This is a genomic window from Marinomonas sp. IMCC 4694, from assembly GCF_008122525.1.
In the GTDB taxonomy this organism is placed as follows: Bacteria; Pseudomonadota; Gammaproteobacteria; order Pseudomonadales; family Marinomonadaceae; genus Marinomonas.
The window spans coordinates 1,481,334-1,500,177 of the sequence record NZ_VSRV01000001.1 but is presented as its reverse complement, the minus strand read 5'-3'; the positions used below and the strand labels follow the sequence as shown (position 1 = coordinate 1,500,177).

Below are 18,844 nucleotides of genomic sequence, written 5' to 3'. Positions count from 1 at the left end.
TTTACCTTGTGTGAAAACTTACAAACATATTACTTGATAATGCCTTTTATGGGTAACCCCTAATACGACTTATTAAGAGCCCAATCTTCCCCTTTACAACACAGCAAACGGCCGCTTTAGCTTTCCCCAAATCCCAATACTAAAGACAGCCTATTTGCGTATTGCTGAATAGCATCTAAAGATTCGTCGATGTGATCAAAACGATGCGATCCACCCTCGAATATCAACGTCTGTATATCAGGTAATAACCGCACGGTTTCTCTGTAATCAATAAGCTCGTCACCCTTATCGAACAGAAGAAGCCCATGATGATTTCCCAACGACATTTGGCCTATTCTTCCACGGTATTTTTTCTAAGTGGTACGCCCTGCCATAGACAACCTGCTTACCATCGGTGTAATCCATGCCTATCCCGTGTAAAACCCCAAGAAATGACAAGCTTATTACCTTATCCGATTGTGACTTAAAAACGAACAAAACAGTTTTGAAAATGAGTAATACGAAAAGACAGGCCATTTAATCTGGTCACATCGTTGTCACAGATTCGGCACATAGGAAAATTTTGATATTTAAGAGTGAACTTAAAGCATAAGACATTACATTTGAAGCGATTAAAAAATCAGCTAAGTGCTTGTAAAGGAATGTTTTTTTGAAAAGAAAAGTGCTTTATGGAGCTTTACTTACTGGTGGGTGTGGAGGGGTTCGAACCCCCGACATTCGCCTTGTAAGGGCGACGCTCTCCCAACTGAGCTACACACCCGCTCGTAAAATCTTTGCCATATTTACAGGTAAATAATGGCGGAATGGACGGGACTCGAACCCGCGACCCCCTGCGTGACAGGCAGGTATTCTAACCAACTGAACTACCACTCCAACTCAATGTTTTTAATGTCTCATCAGACTCACTTTTTACATCCGTAGATGGTGGGTGTGGAGGGGTTCGAACCCCCGACATTCGCCTTGTAAGGGCGACGCTCTCCCAACTGAGCTACACACCCAATGCCATTTAGCCAAACACTTTTCAGTGGTGCCGCCACCAAGAGTCGAACTCGGGACCCTCTGATTACAAGTCAGATGCTCTACCAACTGAGCTATAGCGGCTTTCGCTAAATGTCGTCACAACATTACCTACGTTAAAATAAGTAATGGTGCCGCCACCAAGAGTCGAACTCGGGACCCTCTGATTACAAGTCAGATGCTCTACCAACTGAGCTATAGCGGCATAACGATACGCAGTTTAGTTTTACCACTCTAATAATAGAAATGGTGCCGCCACCAAGAGTCGAACTCGGGACCCTCTGATTACAAGTCAGATGCTCTACCAACTGAGCTATAGCGGCTAAACTAATCTCTTTAATTTGTGTTCCTTAATAAAGGAACACTTTGACCACAACTTGGTGCCGCCACCAAGAGTCGAACTCGGGACCCTCTGATTACAAGTCAGATGCTCTACCAACTGAGCTATAGCGGCATTTCTCAAACAATGGTCGGGACGGCAGGATTTGAACCTGCGACCACTAGCACCCCATGCTAGTGCGCTACCAGGCTGCGCTACGCCCCGAAACCAACAAGATGTGGGTAAACCCTATCGTTGTCAGCGGGTGCGTATATTACTATAAGAAATTGAAAATGGAAGAGTTTTATAGTTTTTTTTTCATTTCACCCAGCATGCGTTGTTTCGTGACGGTCAGCTTCCCCCCTTGATCTTATTGTAATTCTCATTGGCTGCTGTACTACGAGTTCAAAAGCATAAATGGAAAGCATTACAAACATCAAAACAGACACTCGAAACAAAAAAAACCACCCTTTAGAGGTGGTTTTTCACGGATCACATGCGCTTGCGTTACCGCGAAACACACGTGCAGCGCTATTCCTGCATGTAATCTTCAACTTTCGATTTCAGCTTTTGACCAGGACGAAACGTCACGACAGTGCGAGCCGAAATAGGAATTTCTTCTCCTGTTTTAGGGTTTCTACCAGGGCGCTGACTTTTCTCACGCACTTCAAAATTGCCAAAACCCGACAATTTAACTTGCTGCCTTTCAACAAGAGAATGCCTAACCACATCAAAAAAACCTTCAACTAGGTCTTTGGCATCTTTTTTAGTCAAACCAATAGAGTCGACTAAATTTTCAGCAAGGTCCGCTTTTGTCAACGACCCCATAATACTACCCCCTTACAACGGCTCCCAACTGCTCAGACAATGCAGCCACAGCGAGCTCGACAGAATTATTTACTTCTTCATCACTAAGAGTGTGTGAAGGATGCTGCCACGTCAAGCCCAAGGCGACACTTTTTTTCGATTCATCAATACCTTGGCCTTGATAAACATCAAAAACCAACACACCTTTGAACGCGTCACCCGCGGTAGCTGAAATCACTGACTCCAACGCACTTACCGGCACATCACGATCAACCAATAAAGCCAAATCACGACGCACTTCTGGGAATCGAGAAACAGCTTTGTATTCAGGAAGTTTAGCGTTAAGGACCGCATCAAGCGCAATGTCAAAGACGTAAATCGGTTGGTTTGCCCCTAACGATTTAGATAATTGCGGGTGAAGCTCTCCCATCAAACCAACAAATTGCTCATCGATGAAAAGGTCTGCTGAACGGCCTGGATGTAAAAATTCACACTCAGAGCGTTTAAAGGTCGGCATACCACCATCGTTTAATGCAAACAACGCTTCGACGTGCGCTTTAAGGTCATAGAAATCGACCTTTTCACTGCCGTGATACCACGCTTCAGCATGTCGCGTACCAGCAATTAAGCCCGCCACTTGCTGCTGCTGATCCAAATCCGCCAAGGCATCCACCGAGCCGATAAAGCGACGCCCCGTTTCAAACAAACGCACACGCGATTGCTGGCGATTTTGGTTATAAAGGTAGGCTTTCACCAAACCTGGTATCAGACTGGGACGCATTACGCCCATGTCAGCAGAAATAGGATTCGCTAAAGGCACTGGCTCGATGTTTGGCAAAAATTGCTTGCTCAACACAGGATCAATGAAACTGTACGTCACCGCTTCTTGGTACCCTTGCGACACTAAGATAGAACGTAGTACTTGAATCTGCGTTTTTGTCTCAGACAGCGGCGTAAAATTAACGGCGGCTTGAGGCATAGAAGACGGCAAATTATCGTAGCCGTATATGCGCGCTACTTCTTCGATCAAATCCGCTTCGATGGCAATGTCAAAGCGATGAGACGGCGCTTTGGTCGTCCAAGCGTCATCAGTGACTTCTACCATTTCTAAACCAAGACGTGTCAAAATGTCCGTCACCAAGTCTTTATCAATCGACAAGGCCAGATACTGATCGAGCTTTTTGCGGCGCAATGTCACTACCGCAGCAGCAGGCAAAAACGCCTCATTCACCACGTGTGTGATTGGGCCAACTTGACCACCGGAAATTTCTAAGATGAGCGCCGTAGCTCGTTCCATGGCTTTTTCTTGCAATGTCGCATCAACGCCACGCTCGTAACGATGTGACGCGTCTGTGTGCAAACCGTATGAACGCGCTTTACCCGCTAACGCCAGTGGCGCAAAAAACGCACTTTCTAAGAAAATATCTTGAGTATCAGCCTGAACACCAGACCCCTCTCCTCCCATAACACCAGCAATGGCCAAGGGAGTACTTTCATCCGCAATCACCATGGTGTCGTCACGGAGCGTTATGCCTTGACCGTCTAGCAAGGTGATTTTTTCATCCTGCTTTGCCATACGCACAACAACAGAACCTGACAAGTTAGCCAAGTCAAAAGCATGCATTGGCTGGCCCAATTCAAGCATCACATAATTGGTCACATCAACAATAGGGTCGATGGAACGCACCCCACTACGGCGTAATTTTTCCACCATCCACAATGGCGTCGTTGTTGCGACATTGACGCCACGAATGACACGACCAAGATAACGAGGACAGCTTTCTGCTGACTCCACTCGCACAGGAAAAACTTCGTCAATACCCGGGGCCACTGGCACTATTGCTACCGGTGTCACGTCGGTTTTATTCAAAACACTCACTTCGCGAGCAAGACCTGCCAAGCTCAAGCAATCACTGCGGTTAGGCGTTAGATCAACATCAATGATGCAATCGTCAAGCCCTAAGTAAGCACGAAAATCTTCGCCCGCGCGCGCTGTAAGAGGTAATTCCATAATGCCATCGTGATCATCGCTTAAGCCCAGCTCAGAAGCGGAGCACAGCATACCCAACGATTCGACTTGACGAAGTTTGGCTTTTTTAATTTTAAAATCTGCGCCAAGTACGGCGCCAATTTTTGCAAACGGAATTTTAATGCCGGGACGCGCATTGGGCGCACCACAAACAACTTGAAATGTTTCCGTACCATCAAATACCTGACAGACTTGCAACTTGTCGGCATTAGGATGAGGCTCAGCTGCCGTAATCTCACCGACTACCACGCCCGTAAAATCGGAGGCAACAGGCAAAACTTCATCTACTTCAAGGCCAGCCAATGTAATTTGAGCCACCAAATCATCGCTACTGATGTTTGGATTGACCCACTCTCTTAGCCAATTTTCACTAATCTTCATAACAACACCCTAGGTCAACTGGTTTACTTGAACTGTTTAAGGAAGCGCAAATCATTCTCGAAAAACATACGTAAGTCGTCTACTTTGTAGCGCAGCATGGCAAAACGCTCAACGCCCATACCAAAGGCAAAACCTGTATATTTTTCAGAATCGATACCTGACATTTCAAGCACCTTGGGGTGAACCATGCCACAGCCTAAAACTTCCAACCATGACTCTTCACCCTTGCTGTTGGTACGCATAATATCCACTTCGATAGAAGGTTCAGTGAAGGGGAAATAACTAGGGCGGAAGCGGACTTTCAAGTCATCTTCAAAAAAGACATTTAAAAACTGTTGCAAGATGCCTTTCAGATCCGCAAAAGAAATATTCTCGTCAATCAATAGACCTTCGACCTGATGAAACATAGGAGTATGTGTCTGGTCTGAATCACAACGATACACTCGGCCCGGACAAATAATGCGGATCGGCGGTTGGCTGGTTTCCATAGTACGCACCTGAACCGGAGATGTATGGGTTCTAAGTACAGTGGTTGGATTGAAATAGAAGGTATCTTGCATAGCACGCGCGGGATGGTGCGCGGGAATGTTTAAGGCTTCAAAGTTATGGTAGTCGTCTTCAATCTCTGGGCCTGCTGCCACATCGAAACCGATACCACGAAAAAAAGTCTCAATACGCTCCATAGTTCGAGTCACTGGGTGCAAACCGCCCACTTCTTGGCCTTTACCAGAAAGAGAAATATCAATCGTTTCTGTCGCCAACTTGGCATTCAACGCTGCCGCAGCTAACACCGCTTTGTGTTCAGTGATTTTTTCCTGAACTTGGTCTTTCGCCTCGTTAACAAGCTGACCAAATTTCGGCCGGTCTTCAGCAGACACATTGCCTAACTGTTTGAGCAAAGCCGTTAGTGCGCCTTTTTTGCCTAAATAATGCACACGAACATCGTCTAGCGCAGACTCACTTTCAGACGCAGCGACCGCGCTAAGCGCATCCGCAAGAATCTGTTTTAGGTTCTCCATTTACACACTCCAAAAAATAAAATAGGGGAAGAACCATTGGCTCTTCCCCTATCAAAGACTGCATTGAGCTATTCATTTTAATTAGACAAAATCCAACTTAAACAAATCACCCTAAGGCTACGTCAGAAATTAAGCCAAGCTTGCTTTCGCTTTTTCAACGATAGCAGCAAACACTTCTTTCTCGTACACAGCTAGGTCAGCCAAAACCTTACGGTCAATTTCAATGGCAGCTTGTTTCAAGCCAGCAATGAAACGGCTGTAAGAAAGACCATTGATACGTGCAGCCGCGTTAATACGAGCAATCCACAATGCGCGGAATTGACGTTTACGCTGACGACGGTCACGGTACTGATACTGACCAGCTTTGATAACAGCTTGTTTCGCTACACGAAATACACGGCTACGTGCACCGTAGTAACCTTTAGCTTGCTTTAAAATCTTCTTGTGACGGCGACGAGCCTGAACACCACGTTTTACGCGAGGCATAATATAAACCTTATACTAATAAAATTAATGAACTAAAAAATCGAGACTTAGATGTATGGCAACATGCGTACAATTAACGCTTTGTCACTTTGCGCAATCTGGTTCATAGAACGAAGATGACGCTTACGCTTAGTCGATTTCTTAGTCAAAATGTGACTAGTATGAGACTGCTTATGCTTAAAACCATTCGCGGTACGTTTGAAGCGCTTTGCTGCGCCACTGTGTGACTTAATTTTGGACATGATAAAACCACTCTCGCATTCGTTAATGTTAGTGTAATTTCATAATAATAAAAGCATTAAGAGCCTAAGCACTTAACGCAAATTATTTAGAATTACTTCTTCTTTTTGGGGCCTAGCACCATAGTCAATTGACGACCTTCCATTTTCGCAGCTTGCTCTACTGCACCGTATGGATCCAAGTCTTGAGCGACTCGACTCATAAGCTGCATACCAAGCTCCTGATGGGCCATTTCACGACCGCGGTATCGTAACGACACCTTAGCCTTATCCCCGCCTTCAAGGAAACGTATCAGGTTGCGGAGTTTTACCTGATAATCCCCTTCCTCCGTCCCTGGACGGAATTTCATTTCTTTAACTTGAATTTGTTTCGCATTTTTCTTTTGCGCAGCTTTCGCTTTTTTCGCTTCAAAAATATGCTTACCGTAGTCCATTATTTTGCAAACAATCGGATCTGAATCAGCAATTTGCACTAAATCTAAAGTAGCTTCTTGAGCTGCCTTTAGAGCCTCTTCAAGAGAGACAACGCCAACTTGTTCACCGTCGGCTGCAATTAAGCGCACTTCGGTAGCTCGAATGTTCTCGTTTATTAGAGGACGCTGCTTACTAGCGGTACGTCCACGATTCATATTACCTTTTATAGTACTATCTCCACTTCTTGTTTACGGCTACGGCGAGCAATTTCTTGTTGAAGCAATTCTTCAAAATCGGAAATACTCATCACTCCAAGATCATCACCAGTACGAGTACGAACGGCAACTTGTTGCTGTTCGACCTCTTTATCACCAACGACAATCATGTACGGCACTCGTTGAAGAGTATGCTCGCGGATTTTAAACCCGATCTTCTCGTTTCTCAAGTCAAGTTTTGCTCTAAAGCCATTTGAATTCAATCTTTTTTCCAAATCAGCACAATAGTCTGCTTGGCGATCGGTTATGTTCATAATAACAACTTGTTCTGGTGCAAGCCAGACCGGAAAGGCACCTTCTGTCTCTTCTATCAAAATACCGATAAATCGCTCTAGCGATCCTACAATCGCACGGTGCAACATAACGGGGGTTTGACGAGAGCCATCTTCTGAAACATATTGCGCACCAAGACGGGTTGGCATTGAAAAGTCGACTTGTATCGTACCACATTGCCAAACACGCCCAATGGCGTCTTTGAGAGAGAACTCAATTTTAGGGCCATAAAAAGCCCCTTCACCGGGAAGCTCTTCCCACTCCAACTGCGCAGAGTCCAACGCTTCAGACAAGGCCTTTTCAGCTTTATCCCAAACCTCATCTGAACCGACTCGCTGCTCAGGTCGAGTAGATAGACGGTAAATAATGTTATCAAAACCAAAGTCGGCATACACTTCGTGCAACAAGTCTATGAATTCAGACACTTCTTGCTGAATTTGCCCTTCGGTAACAAAAATGTGCCCATCGTCTTGCACAAAGTTACGCACACGCATAATGCCATGCAATGCACCAGAAGGCTCGTTGCGGTGACAAGAACCAAATTCCGCCATGCGGAACGGTAAATCACGGTAACTTTTTAGCCCTTGATTATACACTTGGATATGACAAGGGCAGTTCATTGGCTTAACAGCGTAATCACGGTTTTCAGAATGCGTCGTAAACATGTTTTCATGATACTTACCCCAATGCCCGGATTTTTCCCAAAGCACTCGATCTACAATCTGAGGTGTTTTCACTTCTTGGTAGTTATTATCAAGTTGTTTTTGGCGCATGTATTGCTCAACAACTTGATACAAACGCCAGCCCTTAGGGTGCCAAAAAACCATGCCCGGCGCTTCTTCTTGAAGATGGAAGAAATCCAGTTTTTTACCTAATTTACGGTGGTCTCGCTTCTCAGCTTCTTCAATGCGCGTTAGGTAATTTTTTAAGTCTTTTTTATCGTTCCAAGCCGTGCCATAAATGCGCTGCAACTGCTCATTGCTGGAGTCACCACGCCAATACGCACCCGCCAATTTCATCAATTTAAAATGACGAAGTACGCGTGTGTTCGGCACGTGAGGACCACGACACATGTCCATGTATTCTTCATGATGATATAAACCGACTTCCTTAACGGAGTCATCCATATCATCAATCAAAGCGACTTTATAGGTTTCACCACGCTCAATAAATTGTGCACGGGCTTGAGCCACTGGCGTCATTTTTTTAACAACGTCATAGTCCGTTTTAACGAGCTCAGCAATGCGCTTTTCAATAGCCGCTAAGTCTTCTGGCGTAAAAGGACGCTCGTAGGCTATATCGTAATAAAAGCCTTCGTCTATCACCGGGCCAATGGCCATTTTCGATGTCGGATAAAGTTGCTTAACAGCATGACCCACAAGGTGAGCAAACGAGTGACGAATGATCTCTACGCCCTGCGCCTCTTTGCCGGTAACAATACTTAATTCAGCATCGTCATAAATCAGCTCACAAGCGTCAACGAGAACACCATTAATACGACCCGCAATCGTTGCTTTCGCTAAACCAGGACCAATATCCTCGGCAACTTGCAACACAGTAACAGGGTTTGAAAAAGAACGTTGGCTGCCATCAGGCAATGTAATTACAGGCATTTTATTCCCCTATCGGAGTCAGTGGTGCTCCATACCAAAGAGCACATGTAAATTTCAGGACATAAATTAGCATTTTTCACTTATTCATGCGAATCTAATTTAATGACTGATTTAACCGACGCTTATACGTCATTCGCAAAAATCAAGCCCTTTTTCTGCCTTTAAACCATAGACATTCTCTGCGTGCAGAGTAAAATTGCCGCTCGTTAACACAGACTTTATCTATTAAAAGGCCATATGGATCTTACTACTCTTGACGACTACTGCATTGAGACAACTCAAGCAGAACCCGACCTGTTAATTGAGCTGGTTGCAAAGACCTACTCAGATATGGGCTACCCAGACAAGTTATCAGGAAAAACCATTGGCCGTACGCTGAAACTTTTGACAAAAATAGCTCAACCCAAACGCGCTTTAGAAATTGGCATGTTTACTGGCTATTCTGCGCTTTCCATTGCTGAAGGTATGCCATGTGATGGTGAGCTTATTTGTTGTGAAACAAACCCCAGAGCAATTGAATTTGCTCAATCCTTTTTTGATCGTAGCGAGCACGGTAACAAAATCAAACCGATTTTTGGCCCCGCTCTTGATACAATCAAGTCATTAGAGGGTGAATTTGACCTTGTTTTTATTGATGCCGATAAACGCAACTACCTGAATTACTACGAAGCGGTGATGCCGCTCGTGCGATCTGGTGGCCTTATTATCATTGATAATTCACTATGGCAAGGTCGAGTTCTGGACCCGAAAGAAAACAGCGATGTTGCTGTCAACCAAGTCAATCGCTTAATTGCGAATGACAAACGCGTTGAGAATGTTCATTTGAATGTTCGTGACGGCCTTAACATCGTCGTAAAACACTAACCCTATTCTTTATAACCCCATTCACATTTGGGTCACTCCAAATAAATGGGTGTTGTGCGCTATTAAAAAGACATTACGTAAGAGGCAGCGATTTTGGTCGTTTTTAGAATCACAAATAATATCTCCGGGAAGCACTATATTGGCACTTCCTTTAACAGCGGCTTTCAGCGATTCGAGCAATACGTTGAAGCATCAAACGAAGGTCTGGATTTTCCACTGTACAATGACATTAGGGAAAATGGCATTGACGCTTTTACCGTTGAAGAGCTGTATGAAACCAGTGATAAACAAGAGCTTTATGAGCTAGAAACGGATTATATCTCTATCTATAATGGCGAAAGTCTACGCGGTTACAAGATTGCACAAACCGCCGAGAAAGCCACGAATTTAAATACTGGTAAGAAAGCACTTTTTGATGCCAACGGTGTTTCTACCGCCGAGCAACCAAAGAAAACACGTAAAGCCGCGGTAAAAAAAACCGTTGAATTACCCAAAAAAACCACTGAGCCAGCACCGACAGCCAAGTCATTTTTTGGCGAACTGATTGGTGAAGAACGATTGGGAACACCGACAATAACAACGGTCACAGAAAAGAAAAAAGCCCCACCGCGCACAAAAAGCAAAGCGAGTATTCAAAAAATGCTCAGTGCGGCCGAGAAGACGGCAAAAAAAGAACGTGAAGAGACACTAAAATCACAACAGCAGGCCGAAGCTGAGGAAATGGCACTGATCATGGCAAAAATTGATGTAACGTCAAAATCGGCCACATCGGCTTTCCGACGACGCAAGAGCTAATCTGCGTCACATATAAAGACCAAAAAAAACTCAGTTAGCGAACTAACTGAGTTTTTTTGCATCATGATCTAGCTGGCTAAAAAAACAACGATTACTCGTTTTTTCATTAAGCACGTGCTTTTTTAAGGGTCTCTGAAATCATGAATGCTAACTCCAAAGACTGATCTGCGTTGAGACGCGGATCACAATGGGTGTGATATCGGTCGGCCAAATCCGCTTCCGTCACTTCAAAAGCCCCCCCAACACATTCCGTCACATTTTGCCCTGTCATTTCAAAATGCACACCACCGGCATAACTGCCCTCCGCATTATGAACCTGAAAGAACTGCTGAACTTCTTTCAACACATCGTTAACACGGCGGGTCTTATACCCCGTGGACGCTTTAACCGTGTTGCCATGCATTGGATCACTGCTCCAGACAACCTGTTTGCCTTCTCGCTGGATCGCTTGAATCAGCTTAGGCATGCCGTCTTCCACTTTATCCGCGCCCATTCGAACAATAATGTTTAAGCGACCGGCTTCGTTTTTTGGATTCAAAACATCACACAAACGCAATAAGTCTTCTGGGTCCATACTAGGGCCCGCTTTGACACCAATTGGATTTTGCACACCGCGCAAAAACTCTACATGGGCTCCATCAAGTTGGCGAGTACGATCACCAATCCACAACATATGCGCCGAACAATCATACCAACCACCCGTTAAACTGTCCTGACGCGTCAAAGCTTGCTCATAAGGCAACAATAACGCCTCGTGAGACGTGTAAAACTCTGTCTCTTTAAGTTGCGCCAAGCCTGGGCCGATACCGCATGCTTCCATAAACTGTAAAGCATCATCGATTTTATTGGCCACACCCTGAAAACGACTTCCCGCTGGACTGGCGTTCAAAAAATCTAAATTCCACTGGTGTACCTGATGCAAATCGGCAAAGCCACCTTGAGCAAAAGCTCTGAGTAGATTCATAGTAGAAGCGCTTTGATTGTAAACCTGCACAAGTCGCTCAGGGTCTGGCACTCTTGCTTGCTCAGTGAAATCAATGCCGTTAATGATGTCACCGCGATAACTAGGAAGCTCAATACCACCAACGGTCTCATTGTCGGCAGAACGAGGCTTTGCAAACTGCCCTGCCATACGACCCACTTTGACCACGGGACATTTACCCGCGTAGGTCAATACCACCGCCATCTGCAGCATCACTTTAAACGTATCGCGTATAGTATTGGCGTTAAATTCAGCAAAGCTTTCGGCACAATCACCACCTTGCAATAAAAACGACCGGCCATTAGCCACTTGCGCCAACGCTTGTTTTAACTGACGTGCCTCACCAGCAAAAACAAGAGGAGGCATTTTTCCAAGCGTACTCTCAACTTGCGCCAGATGCTCTGCATTAGGGTAAGTTGGCTGCTGCAATGCCGTTTTCTCTCTCCAACTTGCTACACTCCACTGTGACATAATTTCCTACAACCTTTTTTATGTTTTTAATCTATGTTAACGAGCGACAACCCACAAAATTTCGGCGTCTTTTGCTGATAGCGACACAACCGCATGCCCCATAGTCGCATCATAATACACACTGTCACCTTCTTTTAACTCTATTGGCTCATAGAGCTCAGAAAAAAAATTGATTTTACCCTGAATCACCAACAAAAACTCTTCACCGTCATGTCGGACCCACTCTTTAAACTCGCTAAATAAACGGGCTCGGACGGTTGTTTTAAAAGGCACCATTTTTTTTCGACTGATGGAGTAATTAAGCAACTCATGCTCATACGTCGCTGTTGGATGAGGTTCCCCTCGACCTTTTCGCGTTATGTCTCTGCGCCCAGCAATGGAATGCTCACTGGCCTCAACAAACAACTGAGGCAAGTCCATTTCCAAGCCATTAATGAGCTTTTGAACAATGGTAAAACTGGGCGACACCTGATCGTTTTCAATCTTAGACAAAGTAGAGCGAGCGATACCGGTTCGCTTACCCACTTCTTCCAATGTCCAACCTTTTGCTAAACGAATCGCTTTAACGCGCTTACCTAATTCTAGAGGCTCAACAAAACGATCGGGGTCTGATGCCGTAGCGGTTTCTAGTGACGGACGACTAACCATAATGCACCAATATATCTATAATAAAAAATGCCAATACAGGCTATGGAACCAAAAGAGGTGTCATAGCAGGTAAGCATCGAGATAGATCGAATCCCTTACCCGTAACATAGACCTCTAAATCGGTAAACTTTGCCCCCTTGGCATTTTCTAGCAACACCCACAACACCGAGGATCTCGTACCTGTTCGACAAAATGCCAACGTTTTCTTGCTCTCTTTTAAGGCGCCAGCTTGGGATTGAACATTCGCTTGCGACAAAGCAGATAAATCAATTGGATTACTAACGTATTCAAGCCCCAAACGATCCGCTTCTATGCGCAAACTCTCACCATCAGGCTGATCATCCGATTCCCTCTCAGGGCGATTATTAATGATGCGTTCGAAGCCTTGGCTTTTTAGTGTTGCCAAGTCTGCCGGTAAAACTTGAGGCAACACAAAATAATGAGCATCAAGCTGAATAGGATTGTTCATATCATCTCCTCAATAATATCGTTAAGCGCGGTACAGCACTTTAATCAGGTGAAAACCAAATTGCGTCTTAATCGGGCCTTGAATTTTATACAAGGGACCACCAAAAACGGCTTTATCAAAGGCTGGCACCATATCCCCTTTACGGAATTCACCAAGATCACCGCCTTTCTTTCCTGACGGGCAGGTCGAATAGTGCTTTGCCAATTTGTGAAAATCGGCACCTTTGTCTAATTTGAGCTTTAATGATTCAGCTTCGACTTTTGTTTTTACCAAAATATGACACGCACTTGCTGTAGACATTCGCCCTCCCAACACTCAAACACACTGGATAAAACATGGTAACCTATCTAGTATAATGGAATTCGTGACAAGTGATCACTAAGCTTGAAACAGTCTTGGTCAAAAAACTAACACTCACATTTAGGCAATTATACTATGAGTACCTATGCAGCGATCAGCGACCTCTCTTTTCTTCTTGTTGAGCCTTCTGACACTCAAAGAAAAATCATCACAAAAGCATTAGATGACGCAGGTATTAAACAAATAGAACACTCCAGCACCATCGAAGAAACAATACGCTCCCTTGCCTCTTTTCCACCAGACCTTATTATATCCTCGATGTACCTCCCAGACGGGTCTGCAAACGACCTGATCGATCAAATACGAAACAACAAAAAAACCGAACACCAATGCTTCATGTTAATTTCCAGCGAAAGAAACCGAGAACACTTAGAGCACCTTAGGCAATCTGGCGTGCTTGCTATTTTACCCAAACCTTTCAGCCAAAAAGATTTAAAGCGAGCAATTCACGCCACCCTTGATCTTATCGTTGAGGAAGACATTGATCTAGAGCTGTTTGACCCGGGAACACTCAGAGTACTGGTGACTGACGACAGCCGCTTGGCGCGAAAACACGTGAGTAAAACCCTCAATACAATGGGTATCAAAGCCATTGAGTTTGCGGAGAATGGCAAAGAGGCCATTGTACTGTTAAAAAAGATGGAGTTTGATCTGATTGTCACTGACTACAATATGCCAGAAATGGACGGACGCGAGCTCACTGAAGCTGTTCGCCTTGATCCTGCACTCGCGCATATTCCCATTTTGATGGTGAGTTCAAATTCTGAGGATAGCAAACTGTCTAATATCGCACAGGAAGGTGTCGATGCCATATGTGGAAAACCATTTGAACCCAGTGTAGTCCGAGATTTATTAGCGAAAATCCTCAATTAAATAGAGGACTTACGTAAAAATAGTTACGAAAAAGCGCCCTAAATAGACGCTTTTTTTTGATCCCAATTTCGACACTTTATCTAAGAGCAAGACATTAACTCTAACACAACGCTCTGGTTTGCCTCAGGAAACGCATAATCTGACAGATCATCGAACGCCACCCACATAACCTGCTGACCCTCTTTGCCCCTTGGCTCGCCGCCGAAAGCCGTTACCTTGTAAAAATGAAGCTCAACACGTTTATCAACGTAATCATGAGAAATCAACTTAAAAAAAGTACAGGTTGTCGCCATGATGCCACATTCTTCCTGTAGTTCTCGTACCAATGCGGTATGCGGTGCCTCATCTTGCTCGCACTTACCGCCTGGAAACTCCCATAACCCACCCTGATGCTGACTGACTTTTCTCAATGCGATCAAAACAGTATCGCCTCTGAGAATAATACCAACAGCAACACGAATCCGCATCAAGTTCGGTAATCTGCGTTTATCGTCACATACTCATGAGAAAAATCGGTTGTCCAAACAACATCCGATGCTTCACCCATACCTAAATCCACTACGATATGTATCTCTTGCGGCGCCATTGCCACCTTACCTTGCTCTTCTCGGTAATCTGGTGAACGCCCGCCATCTCTGGCAATTTCAACGCCGTTGATATGTAGCTGAACACCGTCAACATTCAGATTGTCGACACCTGCACGACCCACAACGGCCAATATACGCCCCCAATTTGGGTCTGACGCAAACAAGGCTGTTTTTACTAGTGGAGAATGAGCAATTTCAAAAGCCGTTTTTGTTGCATCCGCCTCAACGAGGGCACCAACAACCTCGACCGTAACAAACTTAGTAGCTCCCTCACCATCACGCACAATAGCATGAGCCAACTCTTGCATAACTTCGGTAAACGCAACAACAAAAGCCTGTGCTAGCGGTTCATCTAATGATGAAATAATGGCATTTCCAGCTTTACCCGTCGCAATAGCAATACAAGAATCATTTGTTGAAGTATCACTATCGATTGTTATGCGGTTAAAACTTTTGTTGACTACGTCTTTTAAGATGCCCTCAAGTAACTCAACACTGATGGCGATATCGCTGCAAATATAGCCTAACATGGTCGCCATGTTAGGGCGGATCATACCCGCTCCCTTTGAGATACCAGCGACAGTAAAAGTTTGCCCACCAAAATCAAAAGACCGTATTGAACCTTTTGGCAAGGTATCAGTTGTCATAATACCAAGACCCGCAGAATACCAGTTATCCGCCGATAAATTGGCTAACGCAGTCGGAATTGCACTGCAAATTTTATCTACAGGTAACGGCTCACCAATAACGCCTGTTGAAAAAGGTAAAATAGACTCAACACTGACACCGGTTTGCGTAGCTAAGGCCGCACACGTTTTCAATGCCGCCTCTACGCCCGACTTCCCCGTACCCGCATTGGCATTACCCGTATTGATAAGCAAATATCGGCTCTCCGCCAAGCCAAGATGCGCTTGACAAAGGCGAACTGGAGCGGCGCAAAATGCGTTTTGAGTAAAGACACCCGCTACAGAAGATCCTTCGCACAATTCAAAAATCACAACATCTTTTTTGTTGGCTTTTTTAATTCCTGCTTCAGCCACCCCAATTTTAATTCCTTTTATCTCTGGAATATGAGGAAAATCATGCAACCCTACTGCCATTTGAATACTCTCCAACTACACTACTTTTCAAACCCACACACATTAAATCAAACAAGACTGCCGTGGCACTGTTTGTATTTTTTACCTGATCCGCAAGGACAAGGCTCATTGCGGCCCACTTTAGGGTATTCCTGCAGGTCAACATTAGAACCAGAAGAATCGCCAGACAATGAGTTCAAAGAATCATGAACCATATTCATGGTGGTTTTTTCTTCTAATTTTTTACGTGCGTCTTCAATTTTTTGCGCCTCATCGGCTGACTGAACTTTTACGCGAGTGATTATTTGAATAACCTCAAACTTAATCTGCTCCAAAAGACCTTGAAACAACTCAAATGACTCACGTTTGTATTCTTGTTTAGGATTTTTTTGAGCATACCCACGTAAATGAATACCTTGACGCAACATATCCATAGTTTGCAAATGTTCTTTCCACAAAGTATCTAGCACTTGCAGCAATACCTGCTTCTCGAAAGATCGAAAAGCTTGCTCGCCCGCAACGTCTTCTTTCGCCTTATAATCATTCACAAAGGTGTCTAGTATTTTCTGACGTAATGGTTCTTCATAGAGCTTTTTGTCTTCTTCAACCCACTTTGACACGGGCAAATCCGTACCAAACTCATTTAATACTTTTTCTTCTAAGCCCTTAAGATCCCACATATCGAAGATACTTTGAGGCGGTATAAACTCATCTACAAGCCCTGTTACTAAGTCTTCACGCATAGCGGCAATAGCGCCTGAAAGATCATCAGAAACCATCATGTCAAAGCGCTGCTGATAGATCACTTGTCGCTGATCGTTGGCGACATCATCGTATTCTAAAAGCTGCTTGCGAATATCAAAATTGCGCCCTTCTACCTTACGCTGGGCTTTTTCTATCGCGTTAGACACCATTTTGTGCTCAATGGCTTCGCCTTTTTCCATACCAAGTGCCATCATCATTTTCTTGATACGATCGGACATGAAAATACGCATTAGATTGTCTTCTAAAGACAAATAGAAACGCGACGAACCCACATCACCTTGACGACCCGCACGACCTCGTAGCTGATTATCGATTCGACGAGATTCATGGCGCTCAGTGCCGATAATATGTAAACCACCCGCCGCCAATACCGCTTCATTTCTTTGCTTCCAATCGGTCTTTAAGGCGTCAATAGCATCCTGACTAACGCCCTCACCCAATTGAACAATCTCAACTTGCAAGTTACCACCAAGCACAATATCGGTTCCTCGACCAGCCATATTGGTTGCAATAGTCACGGCACCAGGACGACCCGCGTCTGCTACTATTTCGGCTTCTCGTTCATGCTGCTTAGCGTTTAGCACATTGTGTTTGACGTCTTTTTTGTTGAGGTAGTTGGATAGAAGTTCAGAATATTCAATCGATGCCGTACCCACAAGTACAGGACGACCTTGCGCTACAATCGATTCTATGTCTTGTACGATGGCTTCAAATTTGTCTTCTGTAGACATGTAAATAAGATCATTGAAATCTTTACGCTGAACTTGACGATTGGTCGGTATAACAATAACAGGAAGACCGTAAATCTGCTGAAATTCAAAAGCCTCTGTATCGGCCGTACCCGTCATTCCAGAAAGTTTATCGTACAAGCGGAAATAGTTTTGAAAGGTAGTTGACGCTAACGTCTGACTTTCTGCTTGAATTGTTACCCCTTCTTTTGCTTCCACTGCCTGATGAATACCTTCAGACCAACGTCGGCCAACCATCGTTCGACCAGTGTGTTCATCAACAATAACAATCTGATCACCCTGAATAACGTAATCCACGTTTTTCTTAAAGATGACGTGGGCTTTTAGACAGGCATGAACATGATGAAGCAATAATAAATTGCCCGCAGCATAAAGGCTTTCACCTTCACCTAATAATTCTTGCTCAACGAGCCAACCTTCAACAAATGAATGCCCTAACTCAGTCAGCTCTATACTTCTCTGAGATTCATCAAACGTATAATGTCCGGTAATTTCTTCCGCTTCAGCATGCTCTTGTTTAACCAAAAGAGGCGCAAGCGCATTAATTTTACGATATTGCTCCGAACTGTCTTCAACAGCACCAGAAATAATGAGAGGGGTTCTCGCCTCGTCAATTAAAATGGAATCCACCTCATCGACAACCGAAAAGTTCAGATCACGTTGCACTCGATCTTCAAGTCTAAAAACCATGTTGTCGCGCAAATAATCAAAACCAAACTCATTGTTGGTTCCATAAGTTATATCGCATAAGTAGGCGGCTTTTTTATCGTCACGCTCCTGTCCGGAAAAAACAACGCCGACACTCATGTCTAAAAATTCATAAAGAGGACGCATCCAGTTAGCATCGCGTTTTGCGAGATAGTCATTTACTGTAACAACATGCACACCTTTTGATGATAAAGCGTTTAAGTACACAGCAAGAGTCGCCACCAGCGTCTTACCCTCACCCGTACGCATCTCTGCAATTTTACCTTCATTTAAAACCATACCGCCAATGAGCTGTACGTCAAAATGACGCATCCCCATCACACGGCTACTGCCTTCACGAACAACAGCGAAAGCCTCCGTCAAAATAGAATCCAGTGATTCACCTTTATTTATTCGTTCGCGAAACTCACTGGTTTTTGCAGATAGTTCATCATCGGACAGTTTGCTGAAAGGTTCTTCAAGTTGATTTATTTGCGTAACGATTTTTTTAAATCGTTTAACTTCTCGGTCATTCTTTGTGCCGACAATTTTTTTAATCACTTTTCCTAACATCTTGAACTCATCATAGCCAATTAGTAATAGAAACAGTCTATCATGGTAATGTTCGACAAAACATGAAATA

At 44.3% G+C, this 18,844-nt stretch carries 18 protein-coding genes and 8 tRNA genes; 3 read left to right on the top strand and 23 right to left on the bottom strand.

The annotated features are described in order from the left end of the window. Positions 1 to 116 precede the first annotated feature (116 nt). From FXV75_RS06830 to thrS, 16 genes are all read right to left on the bottom strand, one after another. Complete coding sequence (locus FXV75_RS06830; RefSeq protein WP_148831815.1) at positions 117 to 326, bottom strand: YqiA/YcfP family alpha/beta fold hydrolase; 210 nt, start codon at positions 324 to 326, stop codon at positions 117 to 119. 358 nt (positions 327 to 684) lie between these two features. Next, positions 685 to 760 (bottom strand) — tRNA-Val (locus FXV75_RS06825). A gap of 36 nt (positions 761 to 796) precedes the next feature. Beyond that, a tRNA-Asp gene (locus tag FXV75_RS06820) sits at positions 797 to 873 on the bottom strand. Between the two features lie 49 nt (positions 874 to 922). Continuing rightward, positions 923 to 998: transfer RNA gene (locus FXV75_RS06815), tRNA-Val, on the bottom strand. A 27-nt stretch (positions 999 to 1,025) separates the two neighbouring features. Then, positions 1,026 to 1,101: transfer RNA gene (locus FXV75_RS06810), tRNA-Thr, on the bottom strand. Positions 1,102 to 1,146: 45 nt separating this feature from the next. Beyond that, a tRNA-Thr gene (locus tag FXV75_RS06805) sits at positions 1,147 to 1,222 on the bottom strand. Between the two features lie 42 nt (positions 1,223 to 1,264). Further along, positions 1,265 to 1,340 (bottom strand) — tRNA-Thr (locus tag FXV75_RS06800). Between the two features lie 55 nt (positions 1,341 to 1,395). Then, a tRNA-Thr gene (locus FXV75_RS06795) sits at positions 1,396 to 1,471 on the bottom strand. A gap of 13 nt (positions 1,472 to 1,484) precedes the next feature. After that, a tRNA-Pro gene (locus FXV75_RS06790) sits at positions 1,485 to 1,561 on the bottom strand. A 306-nt stretch (positions 1,562 to 1,867) separates the two neighbouring features. Further along, on the bottom strand, positions 1,868 to 2,164 hold the full coding sequence (locus FXV75_RS06785) for an integration host factor subunit alpha (RefSeq protein ID WP_148831813.1): 297 nt from the start codon (positions 2,162 to 2,164) through the stop codon (positions 1,868 to 1,870). Between the two features lie 4 nt (positions 2,165 to 2,168). Continuing rightward, positions 2,169 to 4,553, bottom strand: coding sequence for a phenylalanine--tRNA ligase subunit beta (gene pheT, locus FXV75_RS06780; protein ID WP_148831810.1), 2,385 nt, complete (start codon positions 4,551 to 4,553; stop codon positions 2,169 to 2,171). A gap of 23 nt (positions 4,554 to 4,576) precedes the next feature. Continuing rightward, complete coding sequence (gene pheS / locus FXV75_RS06775; RefSeq protein WP_148831809.1) at positions 4,577 to 5,572, bottom strand: phenylalanine--tRNA ligase subunit alpha; 996 nt, start codon at positions 5,570 to 5,572, stop codon at positions 4,577 to 4,579. A gap of 129 nt (positions 5,573 to 5,701) precedes the next feature. After that, the gene (gene rplT / locus FXV75_RS06770) at positions 5,702 to 6,058 is read right to left on the bottom strand and encodes a 50S ribosomal protein L20 (protein ID WP_112139413.1); all 357 of its coding nucleotides are present in this window, start codon (positions 6,056 to 6,058) and stop codon (positions 5,702 to 5,704) included. Between the two features lie 47 nt (positions 6,059 to 6,105). Next, a complete protein-coding gene (gene rpmI, locus FXV75_RS06765; protein ID WP_012070284.1) occupies positions 6,106 to 6,300 on the bottom strand; it encodes a 50S ribosomal protein L35 in 195 nt (64 codons plus the stop codon). A 92-nt stretch (positions 6,301 to 6,392) separates the two neighbouring features. Further along, on the bottom strand, positions 6,393 to 6,926 hold the full coding sequence (gene infC / locus FXV75_RS06760; protein ID WP_148831807.1) for a translation initiation factor IF-3: 534 nt from the start codon (positions 6,924 to 6,926) through the stop codon (positions 6,393 to 6,395). Between the two features lie 8 nt (positions 6,927 to 6,934). Then, positions 6,935 to 8,872: a threonine--tRNA ligase gene (gene thrS / locus FXV75_RS06755; RefSeq protein ID WP_148831805.1), complete on the bottom strand. Its 1,938-nt coding sequence runs from the start codon at positions 8,870 to 8,872 to the stop codon at positions 6,935 to 6,937. Positions 8,873 to 9,109: 237 nt separating this feature from the next. On the opposite strand from thrS, the gene FXV75_RS06750 reads away from it, so the two are divergent. Beyond that, a complete protein-coding gene (locus FXV75_RS06750) occupies positions 9,110 to 9,736 on the top strand; it encodes an O-methyltransferase (protein ID WP_148831803.1) in 627 nt (208 codons plus the stop codon). 93 nt (positions 9,737 to 9,829) lie between these two features. Continuing rightward, complete coding sequence (locus tag FXV75_RS06745; RefSeq protein ID WP_148831801.1) at positions 9,830 to 10,531, top strand: GIY-YIG nuclease family protein; 702 nt, start codon at positions 9,830 to 9,832, stop codon at positions 10,529 to 10,531. Positions 10,532 to 10,637: 106 nt separating this feature from the next. Here FXV75_RS06745 and FXV75_RS06740 read toward each other — a convergent pair whose 3' ends face one another. Genes FXV75_RS06740 through FXV75_RS06725 form a run of 4 tightly spaced genes read right to left on the bottom strand, consistent with a single transcriptional unit; the run spans position 10,638 to position 13,401 of the window. Then, positions 10,638 to 11,984, bottom strand: a complete 1,347-nt coding sequence (locus FXV75_RS06740; RefSeq protein ID WP_148831799.1) for a class II 3-deoxy-7-phosphoheptulonate synthase — start codon at positions 11,982 to 11,984, stop codon at positions 10,638 to 10,640. Between the two features lie 36 nt (positions 11,985 to 12,020). Beyond that, a complete protein-coding gene (locus FXV75_RS06735) occupies positions 12,021 to 12,632 on the bottom strand; it encodes a helix-turn-helix domain-containing protein (protein WP_148831797.1) in 612 nt (203 codons plus the stop codon). A gap of 40 nt (positions 12,633 to 12,672) precedes the next feature. Beyond that, positions 12,673 to 13,101 carry a TIGR01244 family sulfur transferase gene (locus FXV75_RS06730; RefSeq protein WP_148831795.1) on the bottom strand — a complete coding sequence of 143 codons (429 nt, stop codon included), beginning with the start codon at positions 13,099 to 13,101 and terminating at the stop codon, positions 12,673 to 12,675. 21 nt (positions 13,102 to 13,122) lie between these two features. Further along, positions 13,123 to 13,401, bottom strand: a complete 279-nt coding sequence (locus tag FXV75_RS06725) for a peptidylprolyl isomerase (protein WP_148831793.1) — start codon at positions 13,399 to 13,401, stop codon at positions 13,123 to 13,125. Between the two features lie 135 nt (positions 13,402 to 13,536). Between FXV75_RS06725 and FXV75_RS06720 the strand changes: the two genes are divergently transcribed. Then, positions 13,537 to 14,334, top strand: coding sequence for a response regulator (locus tag FXV75_RS06720; RefSeq protein ID WP_148831791.1), 798 nt, complete (start codon positions 13,537 to 13,539; stop codon positions 14,332 to 14,334). Between the two features lie 80 nt (positions 14,335 to 14,414). Here FXV75_RS06720 and mutT read toward each other — a convergent pair whose 3' ends face one another. Genes mutT through secA form a run of 3 tightly spaced genes read right to left on the bottom strand, consistent with a single transcriptional unit; the run spans position 14,415 to position 18,774 of the window. Beyond that, positions 14,415 to 14,801: an 8-oxo-dGTP diphosphatase MutT gene (gene mutT / locus FXV75_RS06715; RefSeq protein ID WP_148835273.1), complete on the bottom strand. Its 387-nt coding sequence runs from the start codon at positions 14,799 to 14,801 to the stop codon at positions 14,415 to 14,417. Further along, positions 14,801 to 16,021 carry a bifunctional glutamate N-acetyltransferase/amino-acid acetyltransferase ArgJ gene (gene argJ / locus FXV75_RS06710; protein WP_148831789.1) on the bottom strand — a complete coding sequence of 407 codons (1,221 nt, stop codon included), beginning with the start codon at positions 16,019 to 16,021 and terminating at the stop codon, positions 14,801 to 14,803. The genes mutT and argJ overlap by 1 nt, the downstream gene beginning before the upstream one ends. A 47-nt stretch (positions 16,022 to 16,068) precedes the next feature. After that, a complete protein-coding gene (secA, locus tag FXV75_RS06705) occupies positions 16,069 to 18,774 on the bottom strand; it encodes a preprotein translocase subunit SecA (protein ID WP_148831788.1) in 2,706 nt (901 codons plus the stop codon). Positions 18,775 to 18,844 lie beyond the last annotated feature (70 nt).

What these genes read in the sequence shown, in the direction of transcription:
- secA (WP_148831788.1), bottom strand. Translation starts at nt 18,774, where the DNA reads ATGTTAGGAAAAGTGATTAAAAAAATTGTCGGCACAAAGAATGACCGA.
- FXV75_RS06750 (WP_148831803.1), top strand. Translation starts at nt 9,110, where the DNA reads ATGGATCTTACTACTCTTGACGACTACTGCATTGAGACAACTCAAGCA.
- FXV75_RS06785 (WP_148831813.1), bottom strand. Translation starts at nt 2,164, where the DNA reads ATGGGGTCGTTGACAAAAGCGGACCTTGCTGAAAATTTAGTCGACTCT.
- rplT (WP_112139413.1), bottom strand. Translation starts at nt 6,058, where the DNA reads ATGCCTCGCGTAAAACGTGGTGTTCAGGCTCGTCGCCGTCACAAGAAG.
- thrS (WP_148831805.1), bottom strand. Translation starts at nt 8,872, where the DNA reads ATGCCTGTAATTACATTGCCTGATGGCAGCCAACGTTCTTTTTCAAAC.
- rpmI (WP_012070284.1), bottom strand. Translation starts at nt 6,300, where the DNA reads ATGTCCAAAATTAAGTCACACAGTGGCGCAGCAAAGCGCTTCAAACGT.
- pheT (WP_148831810.1), bottom strand. Translation starts at nt 4,553, where the DNA reads ATGAAGATTAGTGAAAATTGGCTAAGAGAGTGGGTCAATCCAAACATC.
- FXV75_RS06730 (WP_148831795.1), bottom strand. Translation starts at nt 13,101, where the DNA reads ATGAACAATCCTATTCAGCTTGATGCTCATTATTTTGTGTTGCCTCAA.
- FXV75_RS06720 (WP_148831791.1), top strand. Translation starts at nt 13,537, where the DNA reads ATGAGTACCTATGCAGCGATCAGCGACCTCTCTTTTCTTCTTGTTGAG.
- FXV75_RS06740 (WP_148831799.1), bottom strand. Translation starts at nt 11,984, where the DNA reads ATGTCACAGTGGAGTGTAGCAAGTTGGAGAGAGAAAACGGCATTGCAG.
- mutT (WP_148835273.1), bottom strand. Translation starts at nt 14,801, where the DNA reads ATGCGGATTCGTGTTGCTGTTGGTATTATTCTCAGAGGCGATACTGTT.
- FXV75_RS06830 (WP_148831815.1), bottom strand. Translation starts at nt 326, where the DNA reads ATGTCGTTGGGAAATCATCATGGGCTTCTTCTGTTCGATAAGGGTGAC.
- infC (WP_148831807.1), bottom strand. Translation starts at nt 6,926, where the DNA reads ATGAATCGTGGACGTACCGCTAGTAAGCAGCGTCCTCTAATAAACGAG.
- pheS (WP_148831809.1), bottom strand. Translation starts at nt 5,572, where the DNA reads ATGGAGAACCTAAAACAGATTCTTGCGGATGCGCTTAGCGCGGTCGCT.
- FXV75_RS06725 (WP_148831793.1), bottom strand. Translation starts at nt 13,401, where the DNA reads ATGTCTACAGCAAGTGCGTGTCATATTTTGGTAAAAACAAAAGTCGAA.
- argJ (WP_148831789.1), bottom strand. Translation starts at nt 16,021, where the DNA reads ATGGCAGTAGGGTTGCATGATTTTCCTCATATTCCAGAGATAAAAGGA.
- FXV75_RS06735 (WP_148831797.1), bottom strand. Translation starts at nt 12,632, where the DNA reads ATGGTTAGTCGTCCGTCACTAGAAACCGCTACGGCATCAGACCCCGAT.